The sequence below is a fragment of the Enterobacter sp. Res13-Sevr-PEC09-46 genome (assembly GCF_015672585.1).
In the GTDB taxonomy this organism is placed as follows: Bacteria; Pseudomonadota; Gammaproteobacteria; order Enterobacterales; family Enterobacteriaceae; genus Enterobacter; species Enterobacter hormaechei_C.
This window is the reverse complement of the sequence record NZ_JADABR010000030.1, coordinates 78,129-93,292: the sequence shown is the minus strand read 5'-3', so window position 1 is coordinate 93,292 and position 15,164 is coordinate 78,129. Positions and strand designations below refer to the sequence as shown.

General features: G+C 54.2%; 14 protein-coding genes. 4 read left to right on the top strand and 10 right to left on the bottom strand.

Going from position 1 to position 15,164, the window contains the following annotated elements; translation table 11 throughout:
• Positions 1 to 11: 11 nt before the first annotated feature.
• Entirely contained in the window at positions 12 to 1,343 is a 1,332-nt protein-coding gene (locus tag IMQ56_RS18815; RefSeq protein ID WP_196063647.1) for a glycoside-pentoside-hexuronide (GPH):cation symporter, read from the bottom strand.
• A 286-nt stretch (positions 1,344 to 1,629) separates the two neighbouring features.
• On the opposite strand from IMQ56_RS18815, the gene yoaI reads away from it, so the two are divergent.
• Positions 1,630 to 1,731, top strand: a complete 102-nt coding sequence (gene yoaI, locus IMQ56_RS23075) for a small membrane protein YoaI (RefSeq protein WP_017384693.1) — start codon at positions 1,630 to 1,632, stop codon at positions 1,729 to 1,731.
• 20 nt (positions 1,732 to 1,751) lie between these two features.
• On the opposite strand, the gene IMQ56_RS18810 is transcribed toward yoaI, so the two are convergent.
• The 3 genes from IMQ56_RS18810 to yeaG all read right to left on the bottom strand — a co-directional run bounded on the left by IMQ56_RS18810 (position 1,752) and on the right by yeaG (position 5,659).
• The gene (locus tag IMQ56_RS18810; RefSeq protein ID WP_023303492.1) at positions 1,752 to 2,252 is read right to left on the bottom strand and encodes a YbaK/prolyl-tRNA synthetase associated domain-containing protein; all 501 of its coding nucleotides are present in this window, start codon (positions 2,250 to 2,252) and stop codon (positions 1,752 to 1,754) included.
• Between the two features lie 99 nt (positions 2,253 to 2,351).
• The gene (locus tag IMQ56_RS18805) at positions 2,352 to 3,635 is read right to left on the bottom strand and encodes a YeaH/YhbH family protein (RefSeq protein ID WP_017384692.1); all 1,284 of its coding nucleotides are present in this window, start codon (positions 3,633 to 3,635) and stop codon (positions 2,352 to 2,354) included.
• An 89-nt stretch (positions 3,636 to 3,724) separates the two neighbouring features.
• Positions 3,725 to 5,659 (bottom strand): protein kinase YeaG, encoded by a 1,935-nt coding sequence (gene yeaG / locus IMQ56_RS18800; protein WP_006809140.1) that lies wholly within the window; start codon positions 5,657 to 5,659, stop codon positions 3,725 to 3,727.
• A gap of 432 nt (positions 5,660 to 6,091) precedes the next feature.
• On the opposite strand from yeaG, the gene IMQ56_RS18795 reads away from it, so the two are divergent.
• A complete protein-coding gene (locus IMQ56_RS18795; protein WP_017384691.1) occupies positions 6,092 to 6,838 on the top strand; it encodes a MipA/OmpV family protein in 747 nt (248 codons plus the stop codon).
• Between the two features lie 67 nt (positions 6,839 to 6,905).
• Here IMQ56_RS18795 and IMQ56_RS18790 read toward each other — a convergent pair whose 3' ends face one another.
• Together IMQ56_RS18790 and gapA are read right to left on the bottom strand one after the other, a co-directional pair.
• Positions 6,906 to 7,790: a D-hexose-6-phosphate mutarotase gene (locus tag IMQ56_RS18790; RefSeq protein ID WP_110292881.1), complete on the bottom strand. Its 885-nt coding sequence runs from the start codon at positions 7,788 to 7,790 to the stop codon at positions 6,906 to 6,908.
• Positions 7,791 to 7,864: 74 nt separating this feature from the next.
• On the bottom strand, positions 7,865 to 8,860 hold the full coding sequence (gapA, locus tag IMQ56_RS18785; protein WP_006809136.1) for a glyceraldehyde-3-phosphate dehydrogenase: 996 nt from the start codon (positions 8,858 to 8,860) through the stop codon (positions 7,865 to 7,867).
• Positions 8,861 to 9,201: 341 nt separating this feature from the next.
• Between gapA and msrB the strand changes: the two genes are divergently transcribed.
• Together msrB and IMQ56_RS18775 are read left to right on the top strand one after the other, a co-directional pair.
• Positions 9,202 to 9,615, top strand: a complete 414-nt coding sequence (msrB, locus tag IMQ56_RS18780; protein ID WP_017384689.1) for a peptide-methionine (R)-S-oxide reductase MsrB — start codon at positions 9,202 to 9,204, stop codon at positions 9,613 to 9,615.
• A 41-nt stretch (positions 9,616 to 9,656) separates the two neighbouring features.
• Positions 9,657 to 9,929, top strand: coding sequence for a YeaC family protein (locus tag IMQ56_RS18775; RefSeq protein WP_017384688.1), 273 nt, complete (start codon positions 9,657 to 9,659; stop codon positions 9,927 to 9,929).
• Between the two features lie 50 nt (positions 9,930 to 9,979).
• On the opposite strand, the gene IMQ56_RS18770 is transcribed toward IMQ56_RS18775, so the two are convergent.
• From IMQ56_RS18770 to sppA, 4 genes are all read right to left on the bottom strand, one after another.
• Positions 9,980 to 11,233, bottom strand: coding sequence for a glycoside hydrolase family 18 protein (locus IMQ56_RS18770; RefSeq protein WP_196063646.1), 1,254 nt, complete (start codon positions 11,231 to 11,233; stop codon positions 9,980 to 9,982).
• A 221-nt stretch (positions 11,234 to 11,454) separates the two neighbouring features.
• Complete coding sequence (pncA, locus tag IMQ56_RS18765; RefSeq protein ID WP_017384686.1) at positions 11,455 to 12,096, bottom strand: bifunctional nicotinamidase/pyrazinamidase; 642 nt, start codon at positions 12,094 to 12,096, stop codon at positions 11,455 to 11,457.
• Positions 12,097 to 12,105: 9 nt separating this feature from the next.
• The gene (gene ansA / locus IMQ56_RS18760; RefSeq protein ID WP_023303507.1) at positions 12,106 to 13,122 is read right to left on the bottom strand and encodes an asparaginase; all 1,017 of its coding nucleotides are present in this window, start codon (positions 13,120 to 13,122) and stop codon (positions 12,106 to 12,108) included.
• A gap of 62 nt (positions 13,123 to 13,184) precedes the next feature.
• Complete coding sequence (gene sppA / locus IMQ56_RS18755; RefSeq protein WP_045141479.1) at positions 13,185 to 15,041, bottom strand: signal peptide peptidase SppA; 1,857 nt, start codon at positions 15,039 to 15,041, stop codon at positions 13,185 to 13,187.
• Between the last annotated feature and the right edge of the window lie 123 nt (positions 15,042 to 15,164).

Here is a 15,164-nt window from a genome sequence, read left to right as displayed (position 1 = left end):
AACGCGTCCTTCTAAACAGGGTGTTTGGCAAGATGGATGGATTGCATTGTGCTGTCGTCGAGCTTGTACCAGCGCAGCGTGGCAAACGCGCAGAGTGACAAGATGCCAGGCACGACGGTGAAGAGGGCGATGATGCAGTACATGGCCGTGGTGGTCTGTTCCGGGGCGTTGGCGACATAGCCGCTTAAGCCCAGCGTCCAGCCAACAATCGCGCCGCTGATCGCCATTCCCAGCTTGAGTACGGCGAGGAAGGTGGAGAAGATCACGCCGTCCATGCGTTTCCCCTGTTTCCATTCGCCGTAATCGGCGACGTCCGCCATCATTACCCACATCAGCGTGGTGGTGGCCTGGTAAAGGGTGGAGACGATAAACGTCATGGGCACCAGAATAAGCACTGACTTAGGCGCAAAGAACAGGGCGATGCTGAGTACCCCCGCCAGTACGGAACAGTATCCAAACATCTGTACTTTGCTGACGTTCTGCGTCAGACGTTTGGCCAGCGCACTGCCTGCGGCTTTCCCGATAATATGCGCCCCGAGCATCCACATAAAATAGCTTGCGCTACCGAGATAATAAGTGACGAAATACATCATTGCGCCAAGGCGAATAACGCCAAAACCAATATTGGTTAATACCAGGACGGCGACAACCCGCCATTGGTCGTTTCGTAATAAATCCCGCAGTTCCGCAAGATAATTATTGTGGGTAGCGGGAGCCTTAATACGTTCACGCGTATTGGCGAAGCAGATCCAGAACATGATGACCGCGATGGTCGCCATAATGGCCATCGCCCAGCGGTAGCCCAGTAATTTATCATCGCCGCCTAAAAACTCTGCGAGCGGCATCATAAAGAATGTCGACAGCGCGCCACCCAGCGTGGCCAGGAAAAAACGATAGGACTGGAGGGAAATTCGCGCATCGTTGTCGGGCGTGATCACCGCGCCCATGGAGCAATAGGGAATATTGATTGCGGTGTACATCAGCATCATCAGGGTATAGCTGACGGTGGCGAAAATCATTTTACCGTGCAGATCGAGCGACGCCGGCACGGCGTAGGTCAGCAGACAACTTGCGCCAAAGGGCAGCGCCAGCCACAGCATCCAGGGGCGGAATTTGCCCCAGCGCGTGCGCGTCCTGTCTGCGATATAGCCCATCGCCGGGTCTATTATGGCATCGGCGGTTCTCGCCAGAAGAAACATGGTGCCCACGAATGCGGCAGGTAGCCCCACCACGTCCGTATAGTAAAACGTCAGAAAAATAATGACGTTATCCAGCCCAATATGGCTCGCCATATCGCCTAACCCATAACTGATCTTTTCTTTACGGGTAATTATTTCGGTCATTGTATTCACCTTGCCAGTGTAAGGTTTATTTTTGAGGTGCTCCGTAAACAGGGTTAACCATGATGAAAAGGTTAACAATTGCGAGATCTGGCATCGGGGTTACGTAAATTTCTTTTCGTGATACCGGTAACAAATAAAGTATTTAAACAGTGACTTTATACGGGGGAGGATAGTCAACAGCGAATCGTTTCAGCGAAAAAATAGTCATTTCACGGACGCGTCATTGTCATTTAACTGTCATTGTGCGGGGGTAAAAAAGAGGCAAATGGGCAAAGCAGAGGGCATCATGAACGATCCTATGTTTGTCGAAACGCTGATTATCTCCTCATCGTTTTTTATTATCGCGATTATTTTGATTGCTTCCGTACTGCTGCTGGAAAACGGCTGACCGTTAGCCAGCCGCTGTATTTATTGTTTACGGAACGTCACCAGTTCAGGACGGGCGATACGCAGATAGTCCTGGGTATCCATAATCACCGACTTTTCCAGCAGGCCGGCGTTAAAGGCGATCTCATCGAAGCGCTCAAACAGCAGCGGATCGGCGACCAGCGTCAGATCCGGATGAAAGCTGAAGGGGGGAATGGCGCCGAAAACGCAGCCGGTAAGCGCATCCACTTCAGCCGGACTGGCGAGAGAGGCCTTTAGCCCACCGAAATGACTGGCCAGAAGGCTCAGATCGGCCTGCCGATCGGCGGCGAGGATTGCCAGAATATGTTTCTTAACACCGTTGCCTTTTACCTTGCAGACCAGTGCTTTTGCACCCTGTCGGAGATCGGTCCCGCGAATTTCACTGACCGCTTCGCATTTCCCAACGGCCTCATGCGCCACCACGCGAAAGCGCGCCTCCTGCTCGGTTAATAAGCTGATTAGCCGCTGATGGGGCGTCGTCCCGATCACGTCATCAGACATAACGATTTCACCTGTGATTTGCCAATACGTAGCTTGCTACATTAGCACGGGACGGAGAGGGCTGAAAGAAAACAGCCAGCGGGTGCGCTGGCTGTTGGGTCATGCGTTGCTGGTGGACGACTGTTTCTGGAACAGTTCCCGGAAGACCGGGTAGATGTCATCCTGGTCACGAATGTGCTGCATCGCAAAGTTATCGAACATCGCTTGCAGATGCTCATACTCACGCCACAGCGTCTGGTGGGCGCGACGGGTAATTTCAATGTAGCTGTAGTAACGCACCACCGGCAGGATCTTCTTCGCCAGAATTTCATGACACAGCGGCGAGTCATCCGCCCAGTTATCGCCATCCGATGCCTGCGCGGCGTAGATATTCCACTGCGCCGGATCGTAGCGCTCCTTCACCACCTCGTCCATCAGCTTCAGGGCGCTCGACACGATGGTGCCGCCGGTCTCCTGCGAGTAAAAGAACTCATGTTCATCCACCTCTTTCGCCTGAGTGTGATGGCGGATGTAGACCACCTCCACGTTCTTATACGTTCTGCTCAGGAACAGATAGAGCAGAATATAAAAACGCTTAGCCATATCCTTGGTGGCCTGATCCATTGAACCTGACACGTCCATCAGGCAGAACATTACTGCCTGGCTGGAAGGCTCCGGCCGTTTTTCGTAGTTCTTGTAGCGCAGGTCGAACGTGTCGATAAACGGCACCCGGTCGATCTTCGCCCTCAGTTCGGCGATCTCTTTACGCAGGCGCTCCTCTTCCAGCAGTTGTGCGGGTTCCGTGTTTTCCACCACTTTCAGGCTGGTTTCCAGCTCGCGCAGTTCGCGCCGTTTGCCTGCCGTCATCGCCGTGCGTCGCGCCAGTGAGTTTTGCAGTGAACGCACCACGCTGATGTTGGCGGGCACCCCGTTTGCGGTATAACCCGCGCGATGGGTTTTGTATTCGTTGAGCTGACGGTGCTGATTCTTTCTCAGATTCGGCAGGGCCAGATCCTCAAACAGCAGGTCGAGATATTCGTCTTTTGAAATTTGAAAGACGAACTCGTCCTGGCCTTCACCGTCCTGGCTGGCCTGCCCCTGACCGCTGCCAGAACCGCCGCCTCCGCCTTGGGGCCGCTCGATTCTGTCATTCTGGACGAAGTGGTCATTACCTGGGTGCACGCGATGGCGAAGGCCGCCACGCCCCTGATGAAACATCGGTTCGCTGATGTCATCGTTAGGGATGGAGACGGATTCGCCGCTGTCGACGTCGGTCACCGAGCGTTTGTTGATGGCCTCGGAGATCGACTGTTTAATTTGCGCTTTATAACGGCGCAAGAAGCGCTGGCGATTCACCGTGCTCTTGTTTTTGCCGTTAAGACGCCGGTCAATAAACCAGGTCATATATCCCCCGTACTGCATTTGCCAACTTGCAGCGTCCGTAAGTGCCGGACATTTTGTTGGCCCGGTAAGCGCGTTACCGGGCACTTGTTTTAAGACGATTTACGCACGCGCAGATACCATTCACAGAGCAGGCGGACCTGTTTGCGGGTATAGCCTTTTTCCATCATACGGTCGACAAAATCGTCGTGCTTTTTCTGCTCGTCGGTTGAGGTTTTGGCGTTGAACGAGATGACCGGCAACAGCTCTTCCGTGTTAGAGAACATTTTCTTCTCTATAACCGTGCGCAGTTTTTCGTAGCTGGTCCAGTTCGGATTGCGGCCGTTGTTATGCGCTCTGGCGCGCAGCACGAAGTTCACAATCTCGTTTCGGAAGTCTTTCGGATTGCTGATCCCGGCTGGTTTCTCGATTTTTTCAAGTTCCGCGTTCAGGGATTCACGGTCAAACAGCTGGCCGGTATCCGGGTCGCGATACTCCTGATCCTGGATCCAGAAGTCAGCGTAGGTGACGTACCGGTCGAAGATGTTCTGGCCGTATTCGGAATAGGATTCCAGGTAGGCGGTCTGGATCTCTTTGCCGATAAACTCGGCGTATTTCGGGATCAGGTAGCCTTTCAGGAACTCCAGGTAGCGTTCAGCCTGCTCCTGTGGGAACTGTTCACGTTCAATTTGCTGTTCCAGCACGTAGAATAGATGTACCGGGTTGGCGGCCACCTCCGCGTGGTCGAAGTTAAAGACGCGGGAGAGGATCTTAAACGCGAAACGCGTCGACAAACCGTTCATCCCTTCGTCGACCCCGGCGTAATCGCGGTATTCCTGGTACGATTTCGCTTTCGGGTCGGTATCCTTCAGGCTTTCACCGTCATACACGCGCATTTTTGAGTAGATGCTGGAATTTTCCGGCTCTTTCAGGCGCGACAGGATCGAGAAGCGCGACAGCGTTTCCAGCGTTCCCGGTGCGCAAGGGGCATGAACCAGCTCACTGTGGTTGAGCAGTTTTTCGTAAATCTTGATCTCCTCGGAGATCCGCAGGCAATAAGGCACTTTGACGATGTACACGCGGTCAAGGAACGCCTCATTGTTTTTGTTGTTACGGAAGGTCACCCATTCAGATTCGTTAGAGTGGGCAAGGATAATCCCGTTAAACGGCAGGGCGGAAATACCTTCTGTCCCGTTGTAGTTCCCTTCCTGGGTGGCGGTCAGTAGCGGATGCAGCACTTTGATCGGTGCTTTAAACATCTCGACAAATTCCATAATCCCCTGGTTGGCGCGGCACAGCGCACCGGAATAACCGTAGGCATCCGGGTCGTTTTGCGCGTGATGCTCCAGCTTACGGATATCGACTTTACCCACCAGCGCCGAGATATCCTGGTTGTTCTCGTCACCGGGTTCAGTTTTAGCGATGGCGATCTGCTCGAGGATAGACGGCCACACTTTCACGACGCGGAACTTGGTGATGTCCCCGCCAAACTCGTGCAGACGTTTTGCCGCCCACGGCGACATGATCGTACCGAGATAGCGATGCGGAATGCCAAACTCTTTTTCCAGAATTTGCGCATCCTCTTGCGGATTAAACAGGCACAGCGGATGGTCATTGACCGGGCTGCGTTCGCCGTTGGCGCTCAGCACATAGATCGGCACGCGCTGCATCAGCGCTTTCAGCCGTTCAGCCAGGGAGGATTTACCCCCACCGACAGGACCCAGCAGGTAAAGGATCTGTTTCTTCTCTTCCAGCCCCTGAGCGGCATGCTTCAGGTAGGAGACGATCTGCTCAATGGCATCTTCCATGCCATAGAACTCTTCAAACGCCGGGTATCGGGCGACCACCCGATTCGAAAAGAGACGGGAAAGCCGTGGCTCCAGGGCAGTATCAACCATGTTTGGCTCACCAATAGCCATCAATAGCCGTTCTGCCGCATTGGCATAGGCACTGCGATCTTGCCGACAAATGGTAAGAAACTCCTGCAGTGTGAACTCTTCGTCCTTGGCAGCTTCGTAGCGCTGGCGATAGTGATCGAATATATTCATGGCATGCCGTCCTTTCGTTTTTTAGCACAGGATAAGAGCCGTTCGTATGAGTAGTGGAGGCTCCCGGAAGAGAATTTTTCGCACCTCACTGCCAGAGCAGCAACCTGTGTGCCAGGTCGAAGGCTATGAACCGCAGGGTGTTCAGCAAAACCTCTTCTTAAATTAAAGCGTAGATGGCAATTGCAAAACTTGCATACGGATAAAATCTACTTTCAATGACATATCAATAACTCATCCAAAAATTTCCACTGCGGTTATAAGCGAAAAGTGGGTTTTTCATTTATCGGTCACATAAATGAAAGCGGGATGTCATCTGAAAAATGAAAAATAACGGGTTAATCAAACGGATTAGCGCGCAAAAAATTTTGGGATGTACGGGAATGGCGGTTACACTTCACCCGCTGATTATTTGACTACAGGAAAGAATGGATTGTGACCAAACTCAAACTTCTGGCATTGGGCATCCTTGCCGCTACCGCAGCGAGCACCGTACAGGCTGAGAGCCAGTGGACTGTTGGCGCGGGTGCTGGCGTGATTAACAGCCCGTACAAGCAGTATGACCGCGACGTTTATCCTGTCCCCGTTGTCACCTATGAAGGCGATAACTTCTGGTTCCGTGGGTTGGGCGGTGGCTACTATCTGTGGAACGATACGGCCGATAAGCTCTCCATCATGGCCTATTACGATCCAACGCACTTTAAACCAGGCGACAGCGACAGCAATGCGCTTCGTCAGCTGGACAAACGCAGAAGCTCACTGATGGCGGGGCTTTCTTACGTCCATAATACCGAGTATGGCTTCCTGCGCACTGCGCTGGCGGGCGATACCCTGGACAACAGCAACGGCTTCATCTGGGATCTAGCGTGGCTTTATCGCTATACCAACGGCGCAGTGACGCTGACGCCGGGTATCGGTGTGCAGTACAGCAGCGAGAATTACAACGACTACTACTATGGCGTGTCTAAAGCGGAGTCTCGCCGCAGTGGTCTGAAGAGCTACAGCGCGGATGATGGCTGGGACCCGTACCTGGAACTCACCGCCTCGTATAACTTCCTCGGTGACTGGAATGTGTACGGTACTGGCCGTTACATTCGTCTGAGCGATGAAGTGAAAGACAGCCCGATGGTCGACAAGTCCTGGTCTGGCATCTTCTCCGTGGGTGTGACCTACAAGTTCTGACCAGAACGTGATGCATTAAAACGGGGCGCTAGCGCCCCGTTTGTTTTTTTATGATGCCTGAACAATATTAGCGCTTCACAATCTTGATCGTCTGGCCTAAGCGGGACGGTTTTTCTTCGCTGGTTTTCTGCGGCGCGGTCACGCACGCGGTTTCCACACACACGAAGGTCTTGTAACCGTCATCCGGGATATCCGCCATGCTGACGGAAAGGGCAGGGCCCGGGTTCCAGCCCACCACGTTGCTGTGGTGGTGATGAACCACATCAATACCGCGGTTCAGCGCGCTGTCGTGGATGACGCTACAGGCTTCCGGGTGCAGATACACGCGGTCGGTACGATCCGGGAAAGTCTGCACGCCGTCGTCCAGCTTGCCTTCTTTCGCGTTATCCACTTTGTCGATAAAGGTATCGCCAAGTCCGCTCACCTTAACGGCCTGAATGTCGCCTACGTTGAAATAGGTGTGCAGGGCGGACGTTGTTTCGAATTCGCCGTGCGCTTCCAGTTCAATTTCGCAGGTTTTACCCAGCTTGAAGCGGGCATACAGGGTGAACTCATGTGGCCACAGGGCGCGCGTTTCATCATTCGCCTGGAGTTCAAAGGTCAACACCGCACCGTTTTCATCTTCGTTGTGGGCTTTCAGCGTCCACTGCTGGTTACGGGCGAAACCGTGTGAGGGTAAACCCTGCTGCGCTGACGGGCCAAACCATGGCCAGCAGATCGGTACGCCGCCGCGGATCGCCGCCCCTTTTTTGAACGAGGTGGCCTCGCTCAGCCACAGGCCTTCTTCTTCACCTTCTGGTTTCCAGGAGAGCAGATGGGCGCCATTGAGTGCTACGGAGGCTTTAACGCGCGGATGATCAACAACGATGATATCAGCACCGTCGATCTGACGGCGGGAGAGCACAGGGTTAAGTTGTTCGACTACCGGAAGTGCAAAAATTTTATTAATCATTAAGCAATCCTCTGTCTAAAAACAATAAAAAAGGCGACCGAAGTCGCCTTTTAGGATCAAGCACTCATCTCAACTTATTTGGAGATGTGAGCGATCAGGTCCAGTACTTTGTTAGAGTAGCCAGTTTCGTTGTCGTACCAGGAAACCAGTTTCACGAAGTTGTCGTTCAGTGCGATACCTGCTTTAGCATCGAACACGGAAGTGCACACTTCGCCGTTGAAATCGGTAGATACAACGTCGTCTTCGGTGTAACCCAGAACGCCTTTCATTGGGCCTTCGGAAGCAGCTTTGATTGCTTTCTTAATTTCTTCATAAGAAGCAGCTTTTTCCAGACGAACGGTCAGGTCAACAACGGATACGTTAGGAGTTGGAACGCGGAACGCCATACCAGTCAGTTTGCCATTCAGTTCTGGCAGTACTTTACCTACTGCTTTAGCAGCACCGGTAGAAGATGGGATGATGTTCTGAGCCGCGCCACGGCCGCCGCGCCAGTCTTTGTGAGACGGGCCATCAACGGTTTTCTGAGTAGCGGTGGTTGCGTGAACGGTAGTCATCAGACCTTCGATGATGCCGAAGTTGTCGTTGATAACTTTAGCCAGCGGTGCCAGGCAGTTGGTGGTGCAGGATGCGTTGGAAACGATGTCCTGGCCAGCGTAAGTTTCGAAGTTTGCACCGCGAACGAACATTGGGGTGTTGTCTTTGGAAGGACCAGTCAGAACAACTTTCTTCGCACCCGCAGTGATGTGTTTACGTGCAGTTTCGTCGGTCAGGAAGATACCGGTAGCTTCAGCTACAACGTCAACACCGATTTCGTTCCATTTCAGGTTAGCTGGGTCTTTCTCAGCAGTAACGCGGATGGTTTTGCCATTAACAACCAGGTGGCCGTCTTTCACTTCAACGGTGCCGTCGAAACGACCGTGAGTTGAGTCGTACTTCAGCATGTACGCCATGTATTCAGCGTCCAGGAGATCGTTGATACCAACGATTTCGATGTCAGAACGTTTCTGAGCAGCACGGAAAACAATACGGCCGATACGGCCAAAACCGTTGATACCTACTTTGATAGTCATATATTCCACCAGCTATTTGTTAGTGAATAAAAGGTTGCCTGTAAAATTACAAAAACCTTACGCAGCGTCAAGCGGAATCGTGTCAATCATTGCGACAAATCAATCCTGTGACTAACGTTTGTGCGACTGACTCGCCTCACTTTCCCTTTGAGCTAGCAACCACATGGGGGCTGCGCCCGGAATTTTAAAGGCCTCGCAGGATTAAAATGTGAAATTGATCACAATTGCCTGACCGCCTTTTCGCGACACATAAGTTTAGAACAAAAGTGCACGCGCGGGTGTTAATGTTTTGTTAGAATCTGGGTTAAAAGATGTCTGTTTCAACAGCGAGATGTAAGCATATGTCGAACCAACGTAACCCCGACGATTTGAAAAAAAACCTTACAGAGATGCAGTTTTACGTGACGCAAAATCACGGCACAGAACCGCCGTTTTCCGGGCGTTTGCTGCACAATAAACGGGAAGGCGTCTACCACTGCCTGGTGTGTGATGCACCGCTGTTTAACTCCCAGACGAAGTACGATTCTGGCTGCGGCTGGCCGAGCTTTTACGAGCCTGTCAGCGATGATGCGATCCGCTACCTGACGGACACCTCGCACGGCATGGTGCGCACCGAAATTCGCTGCGGGAACTGTGACGCCCATCTCGGGCATGTCTTCCCGGATGGCCCGCAGCCGACGGGGGAGCGTTTCTGTGTAAATTCGGCTTCCATGAGCTTTACCGATGATGAAAACGGCGACCATACCAAGGGTTGAAAAAACGATTCAGCAAATTATTCCTTTGAAAGGGAGAGATCATGAATATTGATGACATGATTGCAGGTATGACCCCGGAGGTTTATCAGCGTCTGGTAACGGCCGTTGAGCTGGGAAAATGGCCGGACGGTGTGGCGCTCACACCTGAGCAAAAAGAGAACAGTTTGCAGCTGGTGATGCTGTGGCAGGCGCGTCACAATACCGACGCCCAGCACATGACCATCGACACTAACGGTCAGATGGTCATGAAAAGCAAGCGCGAGCTGAAAGAAGAGTTCGGCATCGCGCCGAAGCCGATTGCGACCTTCAAATAAAGCTCCCATGTAGGCCGGGTAAGCGCTAGCGCCACCCGGCACACTACATCTTAGTGCGGGATCCCAAGCGACTCCGCCAGCTGTTTCGCGAGCTGGTTTTCGTCGTCAGCACCGTACTCCCAGAACATGGCGCCAGCCAGACCTTTCTCCTTAATGTAATCCGCTTTGATCGCCACGGAGCGCGGGTTCTCATAGGAAATCGCAAACAGCGCCTTCCCGTCGGCGGATTTCACCGACAGCCACGGCACCTTCGCCTGTTCGTCCCAGTGCTCGGTAAAGCGTTTCTGCGGATCGTTCAGCAGCTTGCGGACGATATCGTTGTATTTCACATAGGTATCTTTGGTCAGATCATAGCCAAGCGATTTGAACAGGCCCAGTTCCTGCGGCCCGAAGTAGGGCTGCGTCACCGGATTGTTCTGCGCGTCCGATTTGCTCCAGTCGATACCCGGTTCAACGGCGCGCTTCGGCACGCGCCCATAGAAACCAATTCCGAGGTTCATCTGCTGCGGCTTCAGCCCGGCGGCCAGATAGTTATTCACCACAAAATCGACGCTGTACTTGTCTGCGGCAGCCACCGTTGGCCAGGCGCTGGAGTCATACAGATTCGCGTTAAAATACTGAGTACCGTACGCCATGTCGTAGGTCATCAGGTTGATGTAATCGAGCAGGGGGGCAATGGCTTTCACATCCACCCAGCTTTTCGGACTTTCCGCATTCGCGCCCACCGCAATCGTGACCAGCTTTTTCTTACCGAACGCGTCACGCATCTCTTTTAACAGCGCGGTGAAATTATCCCGGTCGGCAGGGGTGCTCTCGACCAGTCCCCACGCGCCGTTGACCGGATATTCCCAGTCCAGGTCGATCCCGTCCAGGCCGTATTTACTGACGATCTCCTGCGCGGAGCGAATAAATACCGCGCGACTCTCTTTGGTTGCCGCTGCGCCAGAAAAACCACGCGCGCCCCAGCCGCCAACGGAAAGCAGGACTTTCAGGTTCGGGTTTTGTTTACGAAGCTGAGGAAGTAACGCCAGATCGGATGCCACCTTAGGTGATAACCAGATTTGATGCAGTTTTGCCGGATCTTTCAGCGCGGCGTTGGTTTCGTCTTTCTCGTTGTTATAGACCAGACCAAACGAGTAGTTGAGGTGGGTGAGCTGGCGGACGTCGAGTTTATTAATATCGCCACCCGGTCCGGCGGTAACATCGCCACCGCCATTGAAGTAACCCACGGACATCAGGGGCGCGGCGGAAGCCAGTGACGCGCAAAGCAAGGGTAATGCTGCCAGCAAGGGCAAACGTTTCATATAATTTCCTCTTTGACTGAATAAAAATAACCACGCCACAGAAAAGGCGTGGCGAAAAAACAGCCTGAAGAGAATAGCATCGCCGTTTCGCTTGTGATGCGAGGGAGTTCACTTTATGGGGATTGGGGAAGAAATGCCGGGTGGCGGCTGCGCCTTACCCGGCCTACATAACCAGAGAAAGTAGGCCGGGTAAGGCGCAGCCGCCACCCGGCTAAAAAAGCTTACGCTTGCGTCTCCATCCAGTCAGCCAGCGTATACAGCGTTGCGCCTTCTGCGGCCATATCCATAAACGCCTGAGCGCTGTCATGCGGCTGAATATTCACCCCGCGACAGCCGTCGGTGATGACATTCACGGTATAGCCCAACTGGAGCGCATCCAACACGGTGAACTTCACGCAGTAATCCGTCGCCAGGCCCAGCACAATCAGCTCGGTGATCTCATGGTGGCGTAACCATGCGTCCAGCGCCGTCTTCTGGCGGTGACCGTTATCAAAGAACGCGCTGTAGCTGTCGATAGTTGGGTTTTCACCTTTGTGGAACACCGCGTCGATGGCCTTCTGGTTCAGCAGCGGGTGCAGCTCAGCGCCTTCCGTCTGCTGCACGCAGTGATCGGGCCAGAAGGTTTGCGCCAGCCCGTCCAGTTCGCCCTGGCTGTAAGGCTCAACGTTGTGCTGGCTGGCAAAGCTGCCGTGGTTTGCCGGATGCCAGTCCTGACTCGCCACCACCGCTTCACCACGAGCTTTACACCACTCAATCAGCGAATTCGCGACGTCTACGGTGCTGTCGCCTTCCGCAACGGCCAGCGCACCGCCCGCACAGAAATCATTTTGCAAATCGACCAGTAACAGGGCGCGTTGCTTCATGGGACCTCCTTATTCGTCCGGCGTCAGTTCACCGCGCAGGTTTTGCATCATGGCGCGGCGAATGGAATCAATATCCAGATCCTGACTCAGTAAATAGTGAAGTTTAGTCAGCGTTGCCTCAACGGTCATATCGAAACCACTGATCACGCCAGCGTGCGCCAGGGCATTACCGGTGGCGTAGCCGCCCATATTGACTTTGCCGGACATACACTGGGTGAGGTTGACCACCACAATCCCGCGATCGCTCGCCTCCTGAAGCTCTTTCAGGAATTCACCGTTCTGCGGGGCGTTACCCACACCATAGGAGCGCAGGATCAGCGCCTTCACCGGCTGGCGCAGGAAGTTGCGCACCACGTCGGCGGAAATACCCGGATAAATCGTCACCACGCCGATCGGCTGCGGGGTGATCGGGTGAACGATCAGTTCGCCTGCGGTATTTGGCGCGGGCGGCGTGCCCAGACGACGGATATGGATCCCCGCTTCCAGCAGCGGTTGCAGGTTAGGTGAGGCAAAAGCGTCAAAGCCATCGGCGTGCGCTTTAGTGGTACGGTTCCCGCGGTACAGCCGGTTGTTGAAGAACAGCGTTACCTCGTTGATCGGGTAATTAGCGGCCACGTACAGGGAGTTAAGCAGGTTGATCTGCCCGTCTGAACGCAGTTCCGCCAGCGGGATCTGCGAGCCGGTCACGATGACGGGCTTGCTCAGGTTCTCCAGCATGAAGGAGAGCGCCGAGGCGGTGAACGCCATGGTGTCGGTGCCGTGCAGGATCACGAAGCCGTCGTACTGGTCGTAATGGGCTTTAATATCGTCCGCAATATGCTGCCAGTCTTCCGGCGTCATGTCGGAGGAGTCCATCAGCGGCTCATATTCGTGGATGGTAAAGTCCGGCATTTCCGGACGGTGGAATTCAGGCATCAGCGCCAGCTGGCGCTGTAAGTGGCCGGAAACCGGGATATAGCCATTTTCTGAGCGCTGCATACCGATGGTACCGCCGGTATAGGCGACATAAATTGATTTCTTCTGCATGGTAATGAGTTCTTGTTCTTCAAAAGAAAAAATCCCCTCTTCACGGGAAGAGGGGACGGTTTTTAACGCACGTTCGCACAGGTCAGGCAAAACGCGTAGCGGCTTTGTGGATCATTAAAGGCTGCGAGCTTGTCGCTCTCTGCTCTCATGGCTTTCGCCGCGGTCGCCACCGGCGCCGGCAGATAAGCCTGAAGCGCGTCCGGCAGCATGGCACGAACGGAGCCGGACATGCTGTCCATGACCATATCGAAGAACGTTGGTTCGTCCTGATAATAGTCCACGTGCCACTGCTTGAGCTTCGCCAGCTCCGCCGCTTTCTTCACGGCGTCGTCGAAGTCACCCAGGCTGTCTACCAGGCCGTTGCTCTTCGCGTCCTGGCCGGTCCAGACGTGGCCCTGAGCGATCTGGTCAATCTGATCGGGCGTCTTTTTACGGGAGTCCGCAACAAGCGTGATGAAACGTTTATAGCCACTCTCAATGCTGAGCTGCATCATCTCAGACACCTCAGGCGGCAGGGATTTGGTAACGGACACGTCCGCCAGCGGCGAGGTGGAGACGCCGTCGGTGTGGACGCCGAGATAATCCAGGCTGTTCTCTACGGTGTTGATCACGCCGAAGATGCCAATCGAGCCGGTCAGCGTGCTTGGGTTAGCCACAATGTAGTTGGCTGGCGTCGAGATCCAGTAGCCCCCGGAAGCCGCCATGCCGCCCATCGAGACCACTACCGGCTTGCCCGCGGCGCGCGCGGCGGCCAGTTCAGCACGGATCACTTCAGAGGCGCTGACGCTGCCGCCAGGGCTGTTCACCCGCAGGACAATCGCCTTCACTTTCGGATCCAGGCGCGCATCGCGGATCTGCGACGCGGTGGTGTCCCCGCCGACGTTCCCCGGCGTTTCTTCGCCATCCATAATGGCCCCGTTAGCAAACACCACGGCGATGCTGTCACCGCTGTCGTCCGGCTTTTTCGCGGCGTAGTCATACATGCTGATGGCGCTGTAGTTTTTATCCTCTTTACTCCAGCCGAACTGTTTGGTCAGCGCTTTTTCAATTTCAGCGCTGGAACCCAGCTGATCGACCAGTTTGTTATCAAGCGCGTATTTCGCTGTATCGCCGTCCACCTTGCGCAGGCCGTCCAGCACGCCGCGCGCGCCCGGGAAGACTTGCTCAGCGGTAATCTGACGGTTAGCGGCAATGGTGCCGAGGTAGTTCTGCCACAGCTCGCCAATCCAGCGGCTGTCCGCTTCACGGGCGGCAGGGGACATATCATCGCGGATAAACGGCTCCACGGCGGATTTATAGGTCCCGACGCGGAAGACGTGGGTGGTGACCTTCAGCTTGTCGAGCAGCGATTTGTAGTACAAACCGTTAGTGGCGAAGCCATGCAGATCGACCGTGCCCTGTGGCGAAAGCCAGATCTTATTGGCAAAGCTCGCCAGATAATATTGCCCCTGGGTGTAGCTGTCGCCAATGGCAATAACCGGCTTACCGCTGTCGCGGAATTCGCGCAGCGCTTTGCCGATGTACTGCATTGACGGCTGATCGGCCCCGGCAAAATCTTTCAGGTCCAGCACGATACCGGTAATGTTACGGTCGTCTTTGGCCTGACGAATGGTGTCGACAATATCAAACAGGGAGTTTTCCTGAAGACGGTCTGACGTTGCGCCGAACAGCTGGCGGCCAATCACGCCCAGACGGTTGCTGGTCGATGGCTTATCAACAATCACCCCGGTGATATCGAGTAACAGCGCGCCGCGCGTCGAATGCTGCGACTGGTTTGCGTTGCTGATATGCATCCAGATACCTGCGCATACCAGGACCAGGAAGATGAAGAAGATGTTCATCACCAGGTTGCGGACGAAGTTGAGCAGTCGCCACGTCCATTTAAAGAAACCGGCAAAGATTCGCCAAAGGGTTCGCATGTATTCTCCCTAACCAGAAAAGGACTGTTTCCGTCGCCACGGGACGGTAATGTGCGGTTATCGTAATGACCCAACCGCCACTTGTCAGCAGGAATCGCCTGCCACGCTGTAACAAATTCTGCT

Coding starts and splice junctions, on each gene's coding strand:
- IMQ56_RS18790 (WP_110292881.1), bottom strand. CDS start 7,790: ATGATTAATAAAATTTTTGCACTTCCGGTAGTCGAACAACTTAACCCT.
- IMQ56_RS18810 (WP_023303492.1), bottom strand. CDS start 2,252: ATGTCTGATGACGTGATCGGGACGACGCCCCATCAGCGGCTAATCAGC.
- sppA (WP_045141479.1), bottom strand. CDS start 15,041: ATGCGAACCCTTTGGCGAATCTTTGCCGGTTTCTTTAAATGGACGTGG.
- ansA (WP_023303507.1), bottom strand. CDS start 13,122: ATGCAGAAGAAATCAATTTATGTCGCCTATACCGGCGGTACCATCGGT.
- pncA (WP_017384686.1), bottom strand. CDS start 12,096: ATGAAGCAACGCGCCCTGTTACTGGTCGATTTGCAAAATGATTTCTGT.
- yeaG (WP_006809140.1), bottom strand. CDS start 5,659: ATGAATATATTCGATCACTATCGCCAGCGCTACGAAGCTGCCAAGGAC.
- msrB (WP_017384689.1), top strand. CDS start 9,202: ATGTCGAACCAACGTAACCCCGACGATTTGAAAAAAAACCTTACAGAG.
- IMQ56_RS18815 (WP_196063647.1), bottom strand. CDS start 1,343: ATGACCGAAATAATTACCCGTAAAGAAAAGATCAGTTATGGGTTAGGC.
- yoaI (WP_017384693.1), top strand. CDS start 1,630: ATGAACGATCCTATGTTTGTCGAAACGCTGATTATCTCCTCATCGTTT.
- gapA (WP_006809136.1), bottom strand. CDS start 8,860: ATGACTATCAAAGTAGGTATCAACGGTTTTGGCCGTATCGGCCGTATT.
- IMQ56_RS18770 (WP_196063646.1), bottom strand. CDS start 11,233: ATGAAACGTTTGCCCTTGCTGGCAGCATTACCCTTGCTTTGCGCGTCA.
- IMQ56_RS18805 (WP_017384692.1), bottom strand. CDS start 3,635: ATGACCTGGTTTATTGACCGGCGTCTTAACGGCAAAAACAAGAGCACG.
- IMQ56_RS18775 (WP_017384688.1), top strand. CDS start 9,657: ATGAATATTGATGACATGATTGCAGGTATGACCCCGGAGGTTTATCAG.